Annotated in this window: 15 protein-coding genes and 1 pseudogene; 11 read left to right on the top strand and 5 right to left on the bottom strand. The window is 72.8% G+C overall.

The window, feature by feature from the left end:
- Positions 1-13 precede the first annotated feature (13 nt).
- Positions 14-613, bottom strand: coding sequence for a dihydrofolate reductase family protein (locus tag ACTJKO_RS09605; RefSeq protein ID WP_440688061.1), 600 nt, complete (start codon positions 611-613; stop codon positions 14-16).
- Between the two features lie 87 nt (positions 614-700).
- On the opposite strand from ACTJKO_RS09605, the gene ACTJKO_RS09600 reads away from it, so the two are divergent.
- Positions 701-2,584 (top strand): family 43 glycosylhydrolase, encoded by a 1,884-nt coding sequence (locus ACTJKO_RS09600; RefSeq protein WP_440688059.1) that lies wholly within the window; start codon positions 701-703, stop codon positions 2,582-2,584.
- Positions 2,585-2,687: 103 nt separating this feature from the next.
- Complete coding sequence (locus ACTJKO_RS09595; RefSeq protein ID WP_440688057.1) at positions 2,688-4,136, top strand: protein kinase domain-containing protein; 1,449 nt, start codon at positions 2,688-2,690, stop codon at positions 4,134-4,136.
- On the opposite strand, the gene ACTJKO_RS09590 is transcribed toward ACTJKO_RS09595, so the two are convergent.
- The 3 genes and pseudogenes from ACTJKO_RS09590 to ACTJKO_RS09580 all read right to left on the bottom strand — a co-directional run bounded on the left by ACTJKO_RS09590 (position 4,137) and on the right by ACTJKO_RS09580 (position 6,674).
- Positions 4,137-5,072, bottom strand: coding sequence for a tetratricopeptide repeat protein (locus tag ACTJKO_RS09590; RefSeq protein WP_440688055.1), 936 nt, complete (start codon positions 5,070-5,072; stop codon positions 4,137-4,139). It lies immediately after the preceding gene.
- A 242-nt stretch (positions 5,073-5,314) separates the two neighbouring features.
- Positions 5,315-5,668 (bottom strand): annotated as a pseudogene (locus tag ACTJKO_RS09585) (SAM-dependent methyltransferase); the annotation flags it as partial.
- A 244-nt stretch (positions 5,669-5,912) separates the two neighbouring features.
- Positions 5,913-6,674 carry a FadR/GntR family transcriptional regulator gene (locus tag ACTJKO_RS09580; RefSeq protein ID WP_440688054.1) on the bottom strand — a complete coding sequence of 254 codons (762 nt, stop codon included), beginning with the start codon at positions 6,672-6,674 and terminating at the stop codon, positions 5,913-5,915.
- A gap of 200 nt (positions 6,675-6,874) precedes the next feature.
- Between ACTJKO_RS09580 and ACTJKO_RS09575 the strand changes: the two genes are divergently transcribed.
- The 9 genes from ACTJKO_RS09575 (at position 6,875) to ACTJKO_RS09535 (ending at position 15,325) form a co-directional block, all read left to right on the top strand.
- On the top strand, positions 6,875-8,251 hold the full coding sequence (locus tag ACTJKO_RS09575; RefSeq protein WP_440688052.1) for an MFS transporter: 1,377 nt from the start codon (positions 6,875-6,877) through the stop codon (positions 8,249-8,251).
- On the top strand, positions 8,248-9,966 hold the full coding sequence (locus tag ACTJKO_RS09570; protein ID WP_440688050.1) for a dihydroxyacetone kinase family protein: 1,719 nt from the start codon (positions 8,248-8,250) through the stop codon (positions 9,964-9,966). Before ACTJKO_RS09575 ends, ACTJKO_RS09570 begins: the two co-directional genes overlap by 4 nt.
- An 11-nt stretch (positions 9,967-9,977) precedes the next feature.
- Positions 9,978-10,463: a ribose-5-phosphate isomerase gene (locus ACTJKO_RS09565; RefSeq protein WP_440688048.1), complete on the top strand. Its 486-nt coding sequence runs from the start codon at positions 9,978-9,980 to the stop codon at positions 10,461-10,463.
- On the top strand, positions 10,463-11,263 hold the full coding sequence (locus ACTJKO_RS09560) for a triose-phosphate isomerase family protein (protein WP_440688046.1): 801 nt from the start codon (positions 10,463-10,465) through the stop codon (positions 11,261-11,263). The genes ACTJKO_RS09565 and ACTJKO_RS09560 overlap by 1 nt, the downstream gene beginning before the upstream one ends.
- On the top strand, positions 11,260-12,105 hold the full coding sequence (locus tag ACTJKO_RS09555; protein WP_440688044.1) for a sugar phosphate isomerase/epimerase family protein: 846 nt from the start codon (positions 11,260-11,262) through the stop codon (positions 12,103-12,105). The genes ACTJKO_RS09560 and ACTJKO_RS09555 overlap by 4 nt, the downstream gene beginning before the upstream one ends.
- On the top strand, positions 12,102-13,016 hold the full coding sequence (locus ACTJKO_RS09550; protein WP_440688042.1) for a phosphogluconate dehydrogenase C-terminal domain-containing protein: 915 nt from the start codon (positions 12,102-12,104) through the stop codon (positions 13,014-13,016). The genes ACTJKO_RS09555 and ACTJKO_RS09550 overlap by 4 nt, the downstream gene beginning before the upstream one ends.
- A 232-nt stretch (positions 13,017-13,248) precedes the next feature.
- Positions 13,249-13,413 (top strand): hypothetical protein, encoded by a 165-nt coding sequence (locus ACTJKO_RS09545; RefSeq protein ID WP_440688040.1) that lies wholly within the window; start codon positions 13,249-13,251, stop codon positions 13,411-13,413.
- A gap of 50 nt (positions 13,414-13,463) precedes the next feature.
- Positions 13,464-14,447 (top strand): helix-turn-helix domain-containing protein, encoded by a 984-nt coding sequence (locus tag ACTJKO_RS09540; RefSeq protein WP_440688038.1) that lies wholly within the window; start codon positions 13,464-13,466, stop codon positions 14,445-14,447.
- A complete protein-coding gene (locus ACTJKO_RS09535; RefSeq protein WP_440688037.1) occupies positions 14,447-15,325 on the top strand; it encodes an alpha/beta fold hydrolase in 879 nt (292 codons plus the stop codon). The genes ACTJKO_RS09540 and ACTJKO_RS09535 overlap by 1 nt, the downstream gene beginning before the upstream one ends.
- Here the strand turns inward: ACTJKO_RS09535 and ACTJKO_RS09530 are convergent.
- On the bottom strand, positions 15,312-16,499 hold a 1,188-nt coding region (locus ACTJKO_RS09530; protein WP_440688035.1), incomplete at its 5' end, for a PLP-dependent aminotransferase family protein. The two genes, ACTJKO_RS09535 and ACTJKO_RS09530, sit on opposite strands and share 14 nt — an antisense overlap.

Below are 16,499 nucleotides of genomic sequence, written 5' to 3'. Positions count from 1 at the left end.
CGCCTCCAGTCCGTCACGGGTGACGGATCGCGTACCGGTGCATGACGACCCCGCTGTCGAACGACCGCTGCTCGAGCAGGTCGAGCTGCAGCGGCTCGCTGATCGCGTCCGCGGGGGAGTCGAAGAGCGGTCGCCCCACGCCGAGCAGTGCCGGGTGGGTGAACAGCATGAGCTCGTCGAGCAGCCCCGCGGCGAGCAGCTGCGTCGCGAGGTTCGCCCCACCGACGCCGATGTCCCCCTCGGACTCCGCACGGAGCTCGGCGAGTCGTGCGATCGCGTCCTCGCCGATGATCCGCGTGTCGTGATCAGCGGCGGTGCGTGAGCGCGACACGAGGACCTTCGGCTTCGCGGTCCAGATCTCGCCGTACTCCCGGAGGTACGCGGGCAGCGACGCGTCCGTCCGGGCGTCCGGCCAGAACGGGTCCATCATGTCGTGGACCACCCGTCCCTCGACCGCCATCGTCTGTGCCGCGGCCCGCTCGTTGAAGAACCGGTGCAGTTGCTCGTCGATCCGGATCCACCCCGGTCCCTCGAGCGTGCCGTGCTCACCCGGACGCGCTTCGATGAAGCCGTCGAGCGACACGTTCATCCAGTACACGAAGCGTGCTGGCACAGCGACTCCCTCGTCCGACCGACCGATGGCGCCGAGCGTACGCTCGCGCTCGTCAGCACGCTCCTCGACGACGAGAGCAGGTCAACCGTGCGCCGACCAGTCAAGGCACTCCTCGCGATCGCGACGGTCGCGGGTCTCGCGACCGCGTTCCTCCAGGCCGGCGTCGGTGCGGCACCGGCGCGCGCCGCAGGGAGGACGTCCGTCCACGTCGGGACCGCGCCGACGCACCAGAACCCGATGACGCTCGCCCTGCCGGGCGGGCAGACGGCCGCCAGCTGCGCCGACCCGAGCGTCGTCCGCGGCGTCGGGCGGGATCGCTCCTGGTACCTGTACTGCACGACGGACGCCCTCACGACGACGGAGCAGAACCCGGACGGCTCGCTCGTGCAGCACGGGGTGCCGACCTACCGTTCCGACGACCTCACGCACTGGACGTACGTCGACGACGCGTTCCCGACGAAGCCGTCCTGGGTCGGGGACGCGAACGGCATCTGGGCACCCGACGTCGTGTACCGCGCGGGGAGCCACGGCCGTCCCGGCACCTGGTACCTCTACTACGCCGCGTCCGACACCCCGACCGCGACGGCGCCGACGGGAGGCGGCTCGGCCGTCGGCGTCGCGACGAGCTCCAGCCCGACCGGGCCGTGGACCGACGCCGGAGGCCCCGTGGTGGCAGCCCAGCCGGCGCCGAACGGTGCGGGGCAGCGGTGGGAGTTCGACCCCGAGGTGATCACCGACCACGGCGTCACCTACCTGTACTTCGGCAGCTACTTCGGCGGAGTGCACGTCCGACGGCTCAGCTCGGACGGACTGCGGTCGATCCCGTCGACCGAGCGGCAGATCGCGATCGACAACCGGTACGAGGGCACGTACCTGATGCAGCACGACGGCTGGTGGTACTTCACGGGCTCCGCCACGAACTGCTGCAACGGCGCCCTCACCGGCTACGGGGTGTTCGTCGCCCGGTCACGCAGCCCGCTCGGTCCGTTCACGGACCAGGACGGCGTCGCGATCACGAGCACACGGGTCGGTGGGACGCCGCTGCTCGCCCAGAACGGGAACCGCTGGGTGGGGACCGGGCACAACACGGTCGTGACCGACCTCGCCGGTCAGGACTGGATCGTGTACCACGCGGTCGACCGCGCCGATCCGTACTACGCCGGGCAGGGGACCTACACGAAGCGTCCGGTCCTCATCGACCCGCTCGACTGGGTGGACGGCTGGCCCGTGGTCCGCGGCGGGGCCGGACCGTCCGACACCGTGCAGCCCGGCCCCGTCACGCAGCCCGGGCAGCGGCCCTCCTACCGGCCCGTCCTCGCACCGGTGGACGTCCCCGGTCGTCCGATCCGCGCGGCGTCGACCTCGTTCGACGGCAGCGCACTGCCACCGTCGCTGACCTGGACCCGGGAACCCGACCCGTCGACCTGGACGGTCGCCGACGGGACGCTGCGGTGGCAGACCCAGGCCGCCGACCTGCACCCGCCGGCGACACCGCTCGCGTCGGTGCTCTCCGAGCCGGCACCGCGCGGGGACTACGTGGTCGAGACGACCGTCGCGGTGGACACCCCGGCCACCGGCGACGGGATGAACTACGTGCAGGGCGGACTCATCGTGTACGGGGACGACGGCAACTCCCTCCGCCTCGTCTCGAACTCGATCTTCGACACCCGGCAGACCGAGTTCGGCAAGGAGGTCACGCCGCAGCCCGCGGGAGCACCGAACTACGGGAACATGGTCGTCGGACCGGTGGGGGACCGGACCACCCTGCGGATCGTCCACCGGCTCGTCGACGGCGAGGACCGCTACACCGCGTCCACGAGCGTCGACGGCCGCCACTTCGTGCGTGGCGGCACCTGGACGGCAGACCTCGGGACGAGTCCGCGGATCGGGCTCATCTCGCTCGGCGGGGCAGGGTTCACGAGCACGTTCGACGACCTGCGGGTGAGCACGGTCCGATCGGTCCGGGGGTGAGCACGCGGCGGCGGTTGAGCCGCAGAACGTGGCGCTGGCGGCGCAACCGGCCCGGGGGTGCGAAGATGCATCATCGGTAGGTCGGATTCGAGACGAGGGTTGCATGGGTCCGACTGAGGACGTGGAGACGAGCCGCCCGCTGCTCGACGGTCGGTACCGGGTCGAGTCGGCCATCGGCCGCGGCGGGATGTCGGTCGTGTACCGCGCCGTCGACGAGACGCTGGGCCGCCCCGTCGCGCTGAAGGTCTTCCACCAGGGCTCCGTCGACATCGCCCGGCAGGAGGCCGAGCTCGGCGTCCTCGCCTCGCTCGAACACCACAACCTCGTCGGCCTGCTCGACGCGGGCGTGCTCACCGGACCCGACGGCGCCCGCCAGCGGTACCTCGTGATGGCGCTCGTCGTCGGCCAGGACCTCGAAGCGCGCCTGTCGGCCGGACCGCTCGCCGCACGGCACATCGCCGAGATCGGCTACGACATGGCAGAGGCGCTGCACTACATCCATGCGCACGGCGTCGTGCACCGTGACATCAAGCCGTCGAACATCCTGCTCGTCGACTACGGCAACGACTCCGACCGTGCGCGTGCCCGCCTGACGGACTTCGGCATCGCGCTCGCCGAGGGCGTCGAACGGTTGACCGCGGACGGTGTGACGACCGGCACCGCCGCGTACCTCAGTCCGGAGCAGGCGCGCGGCGGCGACGTCGGACCGGCGAGTGACGTGTACTCGCTCGGGTTGGTGCTCCTGCAGTGCTTCACCCGTCGCCGCGAGTTCCCCGGTTCGCTGGTCGAGTCCGCCGTGGCACGGCTGTCGCGCGACCCGGTCGTGCCCGAGCCCTTGCCCGAGCACTGGAAGGTCGTGCTCCGGGCGATGACGGCGCAGGACGCACGCGACCGTCCGCTCGGCGGCGAACTCGTGGCGATGCTCCGCGATGTCGTCATCGCCGAGACCGCGACGGAGGACCACGTCGTCGACACGAGCGGCCAGGGAGCGCACGCACCCCAGGGCAGAGCGACGACCGGCGACCGCCCTGCGACCGGCGACCGCCCGGCGACCGGGGACCGGCCGGCGACGCTCGACGAACTCCCCGACGAGGCCCTGCAGCGCACCACCGCCATGGCCGCGCGGCTGTTCGACGCCCCGATCGCCCTGGTCGAGGTGCTCGACGACGACCGCGAGTGGTCGCAGTCCTGGATCGCCGAGGGCGTGGACGACGCGGCGCGGAGCATCAGCTTCCGGAACGGCTTCGCACCGGTGCCCGTCCCGGTCGTGATCCCCGACGGACTGGCGCACCCGGAGATGCAGACCAGTCCGCTCGTGACCGGTCCGCTCGGTATCCGGTTCTACGTGAGCGTGCCGCTCGTGAAGCACGACGGGACGGCGATCGGGACCCTCGCGGTGCTGGACACCCGGCCGCGGGAAGCGACCCAGGCGGACCTCGAGAACCTGCGGGACCTGGCCGCCCTCGCGGTCACGCAGCTCGAGCTCCGGCAGGAGTCGCTCCGCACGACGAACGACTCCATCCCGCTCGACCGGTCGGAGCGACGCGCCTGATCAGTCCTCGGTGAGGGCGGCGGCGTAGGCGCGGACCGAGCGGTTGTAGCGCGGCAGGGTGGGCTCGACGGCCTCGATCGCGACCCGCAGTGCTTCCGCCGAGCGACCGGCGCTGTGGAGCGCGAGCGCGAGGAACACCCGCGGAGCCGCTCCCGTGCTCGGGTGGGAGGGCGCCTCCCGGAGCATGACGACGGCCTCGTCCGTCCGGCCGAGGTTCCGGAGCGTGGACGCGTGCTGGACGACGAGTTGCGCGGCGCGGGCGGGGTCGACGTCGGCGAGTCCGGCGGCGGTGGCGGCCGCGTAGTGGACGTCGGCCTCGACCTCGTACCCGGCGGAGTCGAGGCTCCCGCCGAGCTCGAACGCGCCGAGGGCCGGGTGCGGGGCGGCCGCCGCGAGCAGTCCCGTGCGCCCGATCCGCTCCTGGTCGCCGATCGACTCGTCCGCCCACAGGTCGGCGACCCGCCGCTCCCAGTCCTCGCGTCCGCCGGACGGCTCCGTCAGCACCCGCCGTTCGAGGTGGAGCACGGGGAACGCCCGACCCTCGCCGTCCGTGGCGGAACGCGAGACCGGCAGGAAGCCACGTGCGGCGTAGTAGCGCCGGGCGGTCGGGTTCTGCTCGTTCACGTCGAGGTGCACCACGTCGTGTCCGGCGGTCACGGCGTCGAGGAGGGCGGTGCCGACGCCGGAGCGGTGCACCGACGGGTCGACGAAGAGCATCTCCACGGTGTCACCGTCGGCCGCCGCGAACCCGAGGACGCGATCGGCGTCGACCGCGACGCGCAGGTCCGGCATGAGCGGGAGGTACCGTTCGACGTCCTTCCCGAGGTCGTCGACGTCCGCCGGGGAGAGGAACGGGTGCGTGGCCTCGACCGCTCGCCGCCAGACGCCGAGGATCGCGTCGTGGTCGGTCGGAGCTGCGCTGCGGATCGTGGCCATCCGACGAGGCTAGCGGTGCGCGCGGGGAGTCGCGGTCCGCCCTCACCGGCGTCGGACCAGCACCACGCTGTCCACGGTCCGGTGCTCGTGCCCGTCCGGTCCGGTGGCGGTCCGGGGGCGCTCCGCGGCCTCGACCACGTCCCATCCGTCGTCGAGGTCGAGCGCTGCCAGGTCATCGACCGCCGTGGGAGGCGGTACTCCCGCATCTCCTCCGGCAGGTCGCCGTGCGGCGGCGCGGCGTGCGCGGTCACGAGCAGGTGTCCGCCCGGTGCCACGAACGTCGTCGCCCGACGGAGGATGTCCCCGCGCGGGATCGCGACCGGCCACGACTGCAGGAACGACGCGGTCACGAGCTCGAACCGCGCCGCCGAGTCCCACGCCGCGAGGTCCGCCGCCACGAACGCCGTCCGCTCCTCGACCCCGGCGGTGACGGCCGCACGGGATCCACGCTCGATCGCGGTCACGGAGAGGTCGACCCCCACCGCGTCCCAGCCCTGCTCGGCGAGCCAGACCACGTCCCCACCCTCGCCGCACCCGAGGTCGAGCGCCCGCCCGACGGGGGTCGCGGACGCCACCGAAGCGAGGACGGCGTTCACCCGGCCGGACCAGATCCCGTCGCGTTCGGCGTAGCGGGCCTCCCACCAGGTCCGCGCGTCGTCGGTGTGTGGTCCCACATCGTGTTCGTGCACGCGACCAGTGGACCGGAAGCGGATCGGTGTGGCAAGCCCCGTTGCCGGACCGGCAACGCAGCGGCGGCAGGCAGCGTCGACTCGTGACGGTCGCACCGTCGGACGGGAGGCGCCACTCGGCCCGGCACCGCGCCTCCCGTCCGCAGCGTGGCTAGGCCGTCGCCGTCTCGTCCTGGGGAACCGGCTCGGCGTTCTCGATCCGGGCGCTCGCCGTGGCCATGTGCTCGTCCATCGCGCGCTGCGTCGCGGCGACGTCGCGGGCGCGCATCGCGTCGTACACCGCCCGGTGCTCGCGGTAGGCGGCCTCGGTCGCCTCACGCGTCGTGACCCGGCGGCCGACCCAGACGCTGAGCATCGACCGGAGGCTCTGCAGCAGGTCCCCGAGCACGTCGTTGCCGCCGGCGCGGGCGAGCAGGACGTGGAAGCGGACGTCGGCCTCGATGAAGTCGGCGGGGGCGTCGAGCGTCGCCGCCTGCTGGTCGAGTGTCGTACCGAGGGCGTCGAGTTCGTCGTCGGTGGCGCGCTGCGCCGCGAGGATCGCCGCCGTGCGCTCGAGGGAAGACCGGACCTCCAACAGCTCGCGTGTCCGGTTCGACGCGAGCATGAGCCCCCACGACAGCGTCGTCGGCAGGAGGTCGGACGTGCCACCCTGCAGGTACGTCCCGGAGCCCGGGCGGATCTGCACGATGCCGAGGATCTCGAGTGCCGCGAGCGCCTCACGCACGGCGGACCGGCCCACCCCGAGGCGTTCAGCCAGCACCCGCTCCGAGGGGAGGCGCGATCCGGGTGCGAGGTCGCCCGCGGTGAGCAGCGACACGAGTTGGCGGGCCACCTCGGACGCGGGGGAGCCGGCCGGCACGGACTCGAGTTCGAGCCGGATGTTGAGGGGGTCGTTCTCGCTGAACGCGGGCATGCAGTGAGCGTACCGTCCGGTCAACCGGTTCTCGCCGGAGGCGCGAGCGAGCCGCGACGCCGAGGCACCGCGTGAAATGGTCAACCGGTTGACAAGTTAGTCGATGTCGCTCCACACTGGACCTGCGCACCGATGCGCCCACTCCCCGTCACGCGCAGCAGCGATCGGGGAGGCCCCACCCCACCCGAGCAGGAGTCATCGTGGACATCCCCGCCACACGAGGCATCCCCACCTCGGTCGTCGAGAAGACGGCCATCCGCAAGATCGCGATCCGCATCGTGCCGTTCGTGGCACTGATGTTCTTCATCAACTTCCTGGACCGCACCGCGATCTCCTTCGCGGCACCGAACGGCATGGAGACCGATCTCGGTCTGACCGCCGCCCAGTTCGGGTTCGCGTCCGGCGTGTTCTTCATCGGCTACCTCGTGCTCGAGGTGCCCTCCAACCTGGCCCTGCACAAGTTCGGCGCCCGCGTGTGGCTCGCCCGCATCATGATCACGTGGGGCATCGTGTCCCTGCTCTTCACCTGGGTGCAGAACTACCCGCAGCTCGTCGGTCTGCGCTTCCTGCTCGGTGTCGCCGAGGCCGGGTTCTTCCCGGGCGCGATCCTCTTCCTCTCCACCTGGGTCCCGGCGCGGCACCGCGGCAAGATGCTCGCGCTCTTCTACCTGGCGCAGCCGCTCACCAGCGTGATCGGTTCGCCGCTCGCCGGGTGGCTCATGACGCACGAGGGGCTGCTCGGCGGCCTGGCCGGGTGGCGCTTCATGTTCCTCTGCGTCTCGATCCCGGCGATCATCGTCGGCATCCTCTGCCTCGTCGTGCTCAAGGACAAGCCGTCGCAGGCGAAGTGGCTCGACGAGGACGAGAAGCTGTGGCTCGAGGGTGCGCTCGCGAGCGAGAACGAGGCCAAGCGCGGCGCCGACCACGGCAAGGGCGGCCTGCGCGCGGCGTTCGGGTCCGGGCGGGTGTGGATGCTCGCCGCGGTGTACTTCGGCTTCATCTACGGCCTGTACGCGCTGAGCTTCTTCCTGCCGACGATCATCGACGGCTTCCAGGAGCAGTTCGGCACGACGTTCGACCTGTTCCAGAAGGGCCTCATCACGGCCATCCCGTACGTCCCGGCCGCCGTCGTCCTGTACTTCTGGTCGCGTGACGCCTTCCGCCGTGGTGTCCGGGTGTGGCACATCGCGGTCCCGGCGCTCGTCGGTGGTCTCAGCATCCCGGTCGCCCTCTACATGGCCAGCCCGGCGGCCACGGTCGCGGTGATCGCCGTCACGGCGTGCTCGATCTTCGCCGCGCTGCCGAACTTCTGGACGGTCCCCACCCAGTTCCTCACCGGTGCCGCCGCGGCCGCCGGCGTCGCGCTCATCAACACGATCGGCAACCTCGGCGGCTTCGCGGCCCCGTACATCACCGGCGCCGTGAGCGAGTGGACCGGCGGCTACCAGGTGCCGATGTTCATCGTCGGGTTCTTCATGGTCCTGTCGAGCGTCCTCATGGTCGTGCTCGGGAGGAACTCGAAGCGCCAGGACGCCGCAGCCGCAGCCGCCCCGACCGCCCAGGAGACGATCGCGTGACCCGCCTGTTCAACGACCCCGCGGACTTCGCCGACGAGATGGTCGACGGCTTCGTGGCCGCGAACCGGTCCCGGGTCCGGCGGGTGCACGGCGGCGTCGCACGCTCCACCACGAGCCCCGACGGCACGGTCGCGCTGGTGATCGGCGGCGGATCGGGACACTACCCCGCGTTCGGCGGCCTCGTCGGACACGGTCTCGCGGCCGGAGCGGCGATGGGCAACCTCTTCGCCAGCCCGAGCGCACAGCAGGTCACCGCGGTCGCGACGGCGAGCGAGCACGGCGGGGGAGTCCTCCTGTCCTACGGCAACTACGCCGGTGACGTCCTCAACTTCGACGCCGCGTCCCGGGCGCTCACCGCGGCCGGCATCGACGTCCGGACCGTCCGGGTGACCGACGACGTGGCGAGCGCCCCGGCCGACCGGGCGCACGAGCGGCGCGGCATCGCCGGCGACCTCTGCGTGTTCAAGGTCGCGGGGGCCGCGGCCGAACGCGGCGACGACCTCGACTCGGTCGCGGCGATCGCCCGTCGTGCCAACGACCGCACCCGTTCCTTCGGGGTCGCGTTCTCCGGCTGCTCGCTCCCCGGTGCGGACGAGCCCCTGTTCATCGTGCCCGAGGGACGCATGGCGATCGGGATGGGCATCCACGGCGAGCGGGGGATCGGCGAGGCCGACGTCCCGAGCGCGTCCGGACTGGCGGACCTGCTCGTCGAGCGACTCCTCGGCGAACTGCCGGTCGGGGTCACCGCGTCCGGGGCCCGCGTCGTCCCGATCCTCAACGGCCTCGGGAGCGTCAAGTACGAGGAGCTCTTCGTGGTCTACTCGGCCGTCGAGCGCCTGCTCGCGGACGCCGGCGCGGTCGTGGTCGAGCCCGAGGTCGGCGAGCTCGTCACGAGCTTCGACATGGCCGGCGTCTCGCTCACGCTGTTCTGGCTCGACGAGGAACTCGAAGCGCTCTGGGCCGCTCCCGCCGACGCTCCCGCGTACCGCAAGGGCGGCGCGGTGGCCTCCGAGCCGGTCCCCGACGAGGTGCGCGAAGCCGACCAGGCCGTCCCCGTCACCGCCGGCACCGAGGAATCCCAGGTGTCCGCCGCACGCGTCGCCACCGCGATCGCCGCCGTCCGGACCACCGTCGACGAGCACGTCGACGAACTCGGCCGCATCGACGCCGTCGCCGGGGACGGCGACCACGGGATCGGCATGCAGCGCGGGTCCACCGCCGCGGACGCCGCAGCGCAGGACGCTGCCGCCCGTGGCGCCGGAGCCGGCTCCGTCCTCGCGATCGCGGGCGACGCCTGGTCGGACAAGGCCGGCGGCACCTCCGGAGCGATCTGGGGCGCCGCACTGGAGGCACTCGGTCGCGTCATCGGGGACGAGTCGCGCCCGTCGGCCGCCACCGTCGCGGAGGCGGTGCACGCTGCCGTCGAGGCGGTCCTCGCGTTCGGCGCCGTGCCCGGCGACAAGACGATGGTGGACGCGCTCGTGCCGTTCGACGAGGTGCTCACCGCCCGCGTGGCGGCGGGGGACGGCCTCGTCGCCGCCTGGTCCGCGGCCTCCTCCGCCGCGACCACCGCTGCCGACGCGACCGCCGACCTCCTGCCCCGGATGGGGCGGGCACGCACCCACGGCGAGGACGCTGTCGGCACGCCGGACGCGGGCGCGATCTCGTTCGCCCTCATCACCGCCGCGGTCCTCGCGACGCTCCACGAGAAGTAAGGAAGGCCACCATGGCTGCGCAGCAGTTCCGTCTCGTCGTCGGGTCCGACGACGCCGGGTTCGACTACAAGGAGATCATCAAGCGGGACCTCGAGGCCGACCCCCGCGTCGCCTCCGTGGTGGACGTGGGCGTGGACGCCGACGGTCACACGGCGTACCCGCACGTCGCCGTGGACGCCGCGCGGATGGTCGCCGACGGCGAGGCCGACCGGGCGATCCTGGTCTGCGGCACCGGACTCGGCGTGGCGATCGCCGCGAACAAGGTCCCGGGCATCCGAGCGGTCACCGCGCACGACTCGTTCTCCGTGGAGCGCTCGATCCTGTCGAACGACGCCCAGGTGCTCTGCATGGGGCAGCGGGTCGTCGGCGTCGAGGTCGCCCGCCGGATGGCGAAGGAGTGGCTCGGCTACACGTTCGACCCGACGAGCGCCTCCGCCGAGAAGGTCGCCGCGATCTGCGAGTACGACGGCTCCGCCCCGGTGGGGACCGACGCCTGATGCCCCCGTCCACGGCAGGCACCCCGCTGACGATCGGGGTGTCGCTCAAGATGTACTTCGGTCACGCCCGGACGCTCGAGTGGGCTGCCGCCGTGGCCGGGATCGCAGGAGAGCACCCGGCGGTCCGGAGCGGTGCCGTGCGGTTCTTCGTGATCCCCACGTTCCCGTCGCTCGTGCCCGTGCACGACCTGCTCGCCGACACGCCGGTGCTGCTCGGCGCGCAGGACCTCGCATGGGCCGACGAGGGTGCCTTCACGGGTGAGGTGTCCGGTCGTGAGCTGGCGGAGATCGGCGTGGACCTGGTCGAGATCGCGCACGCCGAACGGCGCACGCTCTTCCACGAGCGCGACGACGAGATCGCCGGGAAGGTCCACGCGGCCTTCCGCAACCACCTGCTCCCGCTCGTCTGCGTTGGGGAGACGAGCCGCGCCTCCGGTGCGGACGCCGCGGCGGAGGTGACGGCGCAGCTCGACCGCTTCCTCGCCAGTGCGACCGCGGACGGCATCGCCGGTCCCGTGATCGTGGCGTACGAGCCCGTCTGGGCGATCGGCGCCCCCGCACCGGCACCCGACGAGCACATCGTCGAGGTGCTCGCGGGCATCGAAGACGACCTCGCCGCGCGACCCGTCCTGAGCGGCTCGACGGTGATCTACGGCGGCAGTGCCGGCCCCGGTCTCCTCACCCGTGGGGGCGGACGGATCGGCGGCCTGTTCCTCGGGCGGTTCGCGCACGACCCGGCGGCGATCCGGACCGTCCTCGACGAGGCCTCGGCACTGATGGAGAGCGGGGTGCACGCATGACGAGCCTGCTCGGCCTCTCCACCTACGCGTACACCTGGCGCATGTCGGAGCGGGTCCCGTCGCCGATGTCCCTCGAGGACGTCCTGCGCGATGCCGCCTCCCACGACGGCGTCGACCTGTTCCAGATCTGCGACCACCTGCCGCTCGACACCGCGTCCGACGACCGACTCGTGGCGATCCGGCACCTGGCGGCCGACCTCGGCCTGACGCTGGAGATCGGCACCCGTGGCACCGCGCCGGAGCACCTCGCCCGGTACCTCGCCATCGCCGAGCAGCTCGGCGTGACGCTCGTCCGGTCGATGTGGGGTTCCGGCGACGACCTGCCGGACGCGGCCACGACCGAGGCACGGCTCCGCGCCGTGCTCCCCGCGTACGAGGCTGCCGGGGTCACCCTCGCACTCGAGACGTACGAGGTCGTGCCGAGCGAGGCACTCGTCGACGTCGTGGCACGCATCGACAGCCCGGCGCTCGGGATCTGCCTCGACCCGGCCAACACCGTCGCGGCCCTCGAGCACCCCGCCGACGTCGTCGCCCGCTGCGCCCCGTACACGCGCAACTGGCACGTGAAGGACTCCGGGTTCACCCGCTCACCGGGCTGGGTCGGGTTCCAGTACACCGGCGTCCGCACCGGCACCGGGATCCTCGACTACGACGCCGTGCGGGCCGCCCTCGACCCGGCGCGTCGGGGGATCAACCGCGTCATCGAGTTCTGGCTGCCGTGGCAGGACGCCACGGCCGGAGCACGACCGCAGGGCGACGAGACGCCCGCACAGACCACCACCCGTGTCGAGGCGGAGTGGACCGGACACACCATCGAGTACATCAGGAGCAAGGAATCATGACCGACACCGCCATCACCCACACCGTCGCCGCCGGATCGGGCACGGCCGACGTGACCGTCGCCGTGATCGGTGCGGGCGGCAAGATGGGCACCCGCGTCTCGAACAACTTCGCGAAGAGCGAGTACACGACGCTGTACAGCGAGGCATCGCCCGCCGGGCAGGAGCGCATCCGCGGCCTCGGCCGGTCGCTGATCGAGAGCACCGACGCCGCTGCCGCCGCCGACGTCGTGGTCCTCGCGGTGCCGGACGTCCTGCTCGGCACCATCTCCGAGCAGCTCGTCCCGGTCATGAAGCCGGGCGCGACGATCCTCACGCTCGACCCGGCCGCCGCCTACGCCGGGCTGCTCGCGGAACGCGCCGACATCCACTACGCGGTCGCGCACCCCTGCCACCCGTCGGTCTTCCTCGAGCGCACCACCAAGGAGGAGTGGGACGACACCTTCGGTGGCATCGCGGCGCCGCAGGAGGTCATCGCCGCGTTCGACCCCTCGGAGTCCCTCGGCGACGAGTCGGGCGAGGCGCAGGCCATCGCGGAGGCGGTCATCACGACGATGTACGCGCCGGTCATCCAGGTGCACTGGGTGACCGTGAAGCAGCTGGCCGTCCTCGAGCCGACCCTCGTGGAGACGATCGCCTGCATGATCGGCGACTTCCTCAACGACGCGCTCGAGGAGACGGTGAACGGCGTCGGCGTCCCCCGCGAGGCAGCCCGCGCGATGCTCTACGGCCACACCTGGATCGCCTTGACGAACGGTCTGCGCGGGTCGAACCCGTTCTCGGACGCCTGCCACATCGCGATGGGCTACGGGCGCGAGAAGCTCATCAAGGAGGACTGGAAGCAGGTCTTCGACGACAGCGAGCTCGACTCGGTCATCGCGAAGATGCTCAAGATCGACGCCGTCAAGCGCTGACCCGGACTCCCACCGACCGGAACGCCCCGCCGCACCCCCTTCCGGCGGGGCGTTCCCCTGTGCGTGTCCACATCGCGCGGGCTCCTCGGCCCCTCGACCCCCCACGCGAACGGCGCGTACCGTCGCGGTCACGACGATCTCGCACCGCGCGCCGTGACACCGATGACCGTCACGGGGAGCGCCGGTCCGGCGTCGGACCTGTGCGGGACCCGGGTCGAGAAGGGAGTGCGGCATGAGCAGCTACGAATCGAACGATGACGTCCAACCGGTGCGGGTGATCACGTACCGGCACCTCCGCCGGGCGACGCGCCGCGGGTGGGCGGTGCCGGTCCAGGCCGAGCCGTCGCTCGCCGACGTCCTGGGCGACCAGGACACCGGCGGTCCGGGGTCCAGGTGATCCCCGCCGCGGCTCGGACGTCGACAGGCACAGCCGAGGACGCCGAGCGCGTGGCGGCGCGTCGGACCGCGGAGGCCCACGAGGTCGTGCGGACCGGCACGGACCCGGAGGAGGCGCTCGCGTTCTACAGCGGCGTGTACGACGGGCACGACATGGCCATGGAGCCCGACGGACAGCCCTTCGGGTTCCGGTACCGCGCCACCGGTGACGACCGTGTGACCCTGCGCACTTCGTCGGTCACGGCACACCGCTCGGGGGTGCTCGCCCCGGAGAGGCAGTACCTGCTCGCCTGGTCGATCGAGGGCGGCATCGTGGTCGACGCCGACCGGGACGACGCCGTCACCCTCCGCCCCGGCGTCCCCGTCATGTACCCGGCCGGCCGGCCCTTCCACGCGTCGGCGCCGCCCGGGACCCAGCACCTCGTGCACTTCGACGCCGACTTCCTCGAGGCGGTCGCGGTCGCCGGCACCGACGAAGCCCCGGCGCCGCTCGCCTTCCCCGTGGCGATCCCGCCCGAGCGTCTCGCCGGCCTGCAGTCCGTCCTGCGTGAGGTCGCCCGCCCGATGCTCGACGTGTCCGTCGTCGACGGGGACCGCGACGTGCTCGACCTCCGGCTCGCCGAGGCAGCGCTCGAGGCGTTCCGTCCGGCGGCGGAGCACCCGTCGCCGACCATCCCGGTCGGCGGGGTCGAACGGGCGAAGGCGTTCATGGCGGCGCACTTCGACCGACCGTTGGCGTCCGTCGAGATCGCCACTGCCGCCGGGGTGAGCGTCCGGACCCTCCAGGAGGGCTTCCAGCGACGCGAGGGCACCACACCCACGGCATGGCTGCGTGACCTCCGGCTCGCGAAGGCCCGGCTCGGGCTGCAGCTGGCGGACCCCCACGAGACGTCGGTCGCCGAGATCGCGCAGTCCTGCGGCTTCCGGCACATGGGGCGGTTCTCCGGCGCCTACGTCTCGGCGTACGGCGAGTACCCGGGGGACACCCTGCACGGTCGGCGGCGACACTCGGGCGCCGCGGATATCGTCGAGTGATGCAGCGCGAGACCCGACCGGCGGACACCGTTGCCGGCGTCACCGAGTCGGCCGTGCGCGGGACCGGCGACCCGGTGCTCGTCGTGCACGGGACGCCGGGCGGCATCGACGTCGCGGAGGCGATGGGGCGCTTCCTGCCCTCCGACCGCTTCCGGGTCGTCACGATGTCCCGCCCCGGGTACCTCGGCAGCACGCTCGACCCCGAGCACGCCTCGCTCGACGACGAGGCCGACCGGTTCGCCGCCGTGCTGGACGGGTACGGGATCGAGCGCGCCGCGGTGCTCGCCTGGTCCGGTGGAGCCCCGGCCGCCTACCGGTTCGCCGTCCGCCACCCCGAGCGCGTCCGGTCCCTCGTGGTCGCCGCCGGACTCACCGGTCGGTGGCATCCGCCGCACGTGACGCCGGTCGAGTGGGTCGTGACGCACACCGTCGCCGGTGCCGCGGCCGCACGCATCGCGGCCGGTCTCGCGCCCGCCGTGGTGATCCGGGTGGCCGAGGCCGGTGTCAGCTCGCTGCGCCGTCGACGGCTCGACGAGCACGTACGGGACGTCCTCGCCGACCCGGTGCGCCGTGCGTTCGTGCTCGATCTGGCGACGACCGGCAACACCTCGGGCCGACACCGACCGGGGTGGCGGAACGACGTCCGGAACCTCGGCGCCGTCGAGGACCTCGGACTCCGCGACGTCCGCACGCCCACCCTGCTCGTGCACGGTGACGCGGACACCGACGTCGTCCCCGCGCACAGCTTGCGCGCGTCGGTGCAGATCCCCGGCGCGGAACTCGTGACGCTGCCCGGCGGGACGCACTTCGCGCTCTGGGACCACCACGAGGCGTCCGCGCTGCAAGAGCGGGTGCGCGAGCACCTCAGCCGCGACTGAGCGACGAGAACGCGTCGAACAGGACGTCGAGGGCACGGTCGAGCTGCGGCAGCGTCAGCGCGCCGTACCCGAGCACGACGCCGGGCGGTGCGCTGCCCGGCTCGACCTCGTACTCCCCGAGCGCGCTGACGAGGACACCGCCGCGTGCCGTCCGGGCGACGACGGCCCGGGCGCTCGGTGGACCCGACCACGTGACGACCGCGTGCAGACCACCGTTCAGGGCACGCGCCTCCAGTCCCACAGCCGCTTCGAGGCGAGCAGCGATCCGCTCACGGCGGTGGGTGTAGTCGCGCCGGACCCGGCCGAGGTGACGACGGAGCGCACCCGACCGGAGCAGGTGCGCGAGCGCGACCTGCACCGGCTCCGCGACGACCGGTCCGCGCGCACCGCGAGCCGCCGTCACCGCGGTGGCGAGGTCGGCCGCGGCGCCGTGCGCGGGCAGGACGACGTACGAGCAGCGGATCCGCGGGTCGAGGGTCTTCGAGAAGCCGCCGACGTGCAGGACGACCCCCGCCGTGTCGAGCGCGGCGAGTGCGGGCACCGGGGAACCGCGGTGCCGGAACTCCGAGTCGTAGTCGTCCTCGACCACGATGGTCCCCGTGCGGGCGGCCCACTCGAGGAGCGCGTGACGCCGCGCGACCGGCATGACCGAACCGAGCGGGTACTGGTGCGTGGGCGTGACCACGACGGCGTCGACCCGGGGTGTCGCGGCCAGGAGCCCGAGGTCCAGACCGTCCCCGTCCACCGCGATGCCGACGAGCTCGGCCCCGGCGCTCGTCATCGACCGCCGACCGGAGCGGTACCCGGGGTCCTCGACCACGATGCGCGGCGCCCGCCCGAGGTGGTTCCGGAGCCCCTCGACGACGAGCGACAGCGCCTCGGCGGTGCCGGCGGTGACGACGATGCGCTCCACCTCGGGCGCGAACCCGCGGCTCAGGCCGAGCTGGGCGGCGACCTGAGCGCGCAGCTCCGGGAGCCCGAGCGGATCGGACAGCACGTTGCGGAGCGGGGCGTCGGCCGCGGCACGCCAGGCCGCGCGCCAGTCCTTCGACGCGATCGCGGTGACGGCCGGGATGCCGGGGCGGCAGTCGAGCACGCCAGACGGCTGACCCGCCGCCAGGCCGCCGGCCGATCCCGCCGCGCCCGGTCCCGCCGCGCCCGGTCCCGCCGCGCC

The sequence above is a fragment of the Curtobacterium sp. 22159 genome (assembly GCF_052045775.1).
Taxonomy (GTDB): Bacteria; Actinomycetota; Actinomycetes; order Actinomycetales; family Microbacteriaceae; genus Curtobacterium.
The sequence above is the reverse complement of the archived record's forward strand: the minus strand, read 5'-3'. Positions and strand labels throughout refer to the sequence as shown.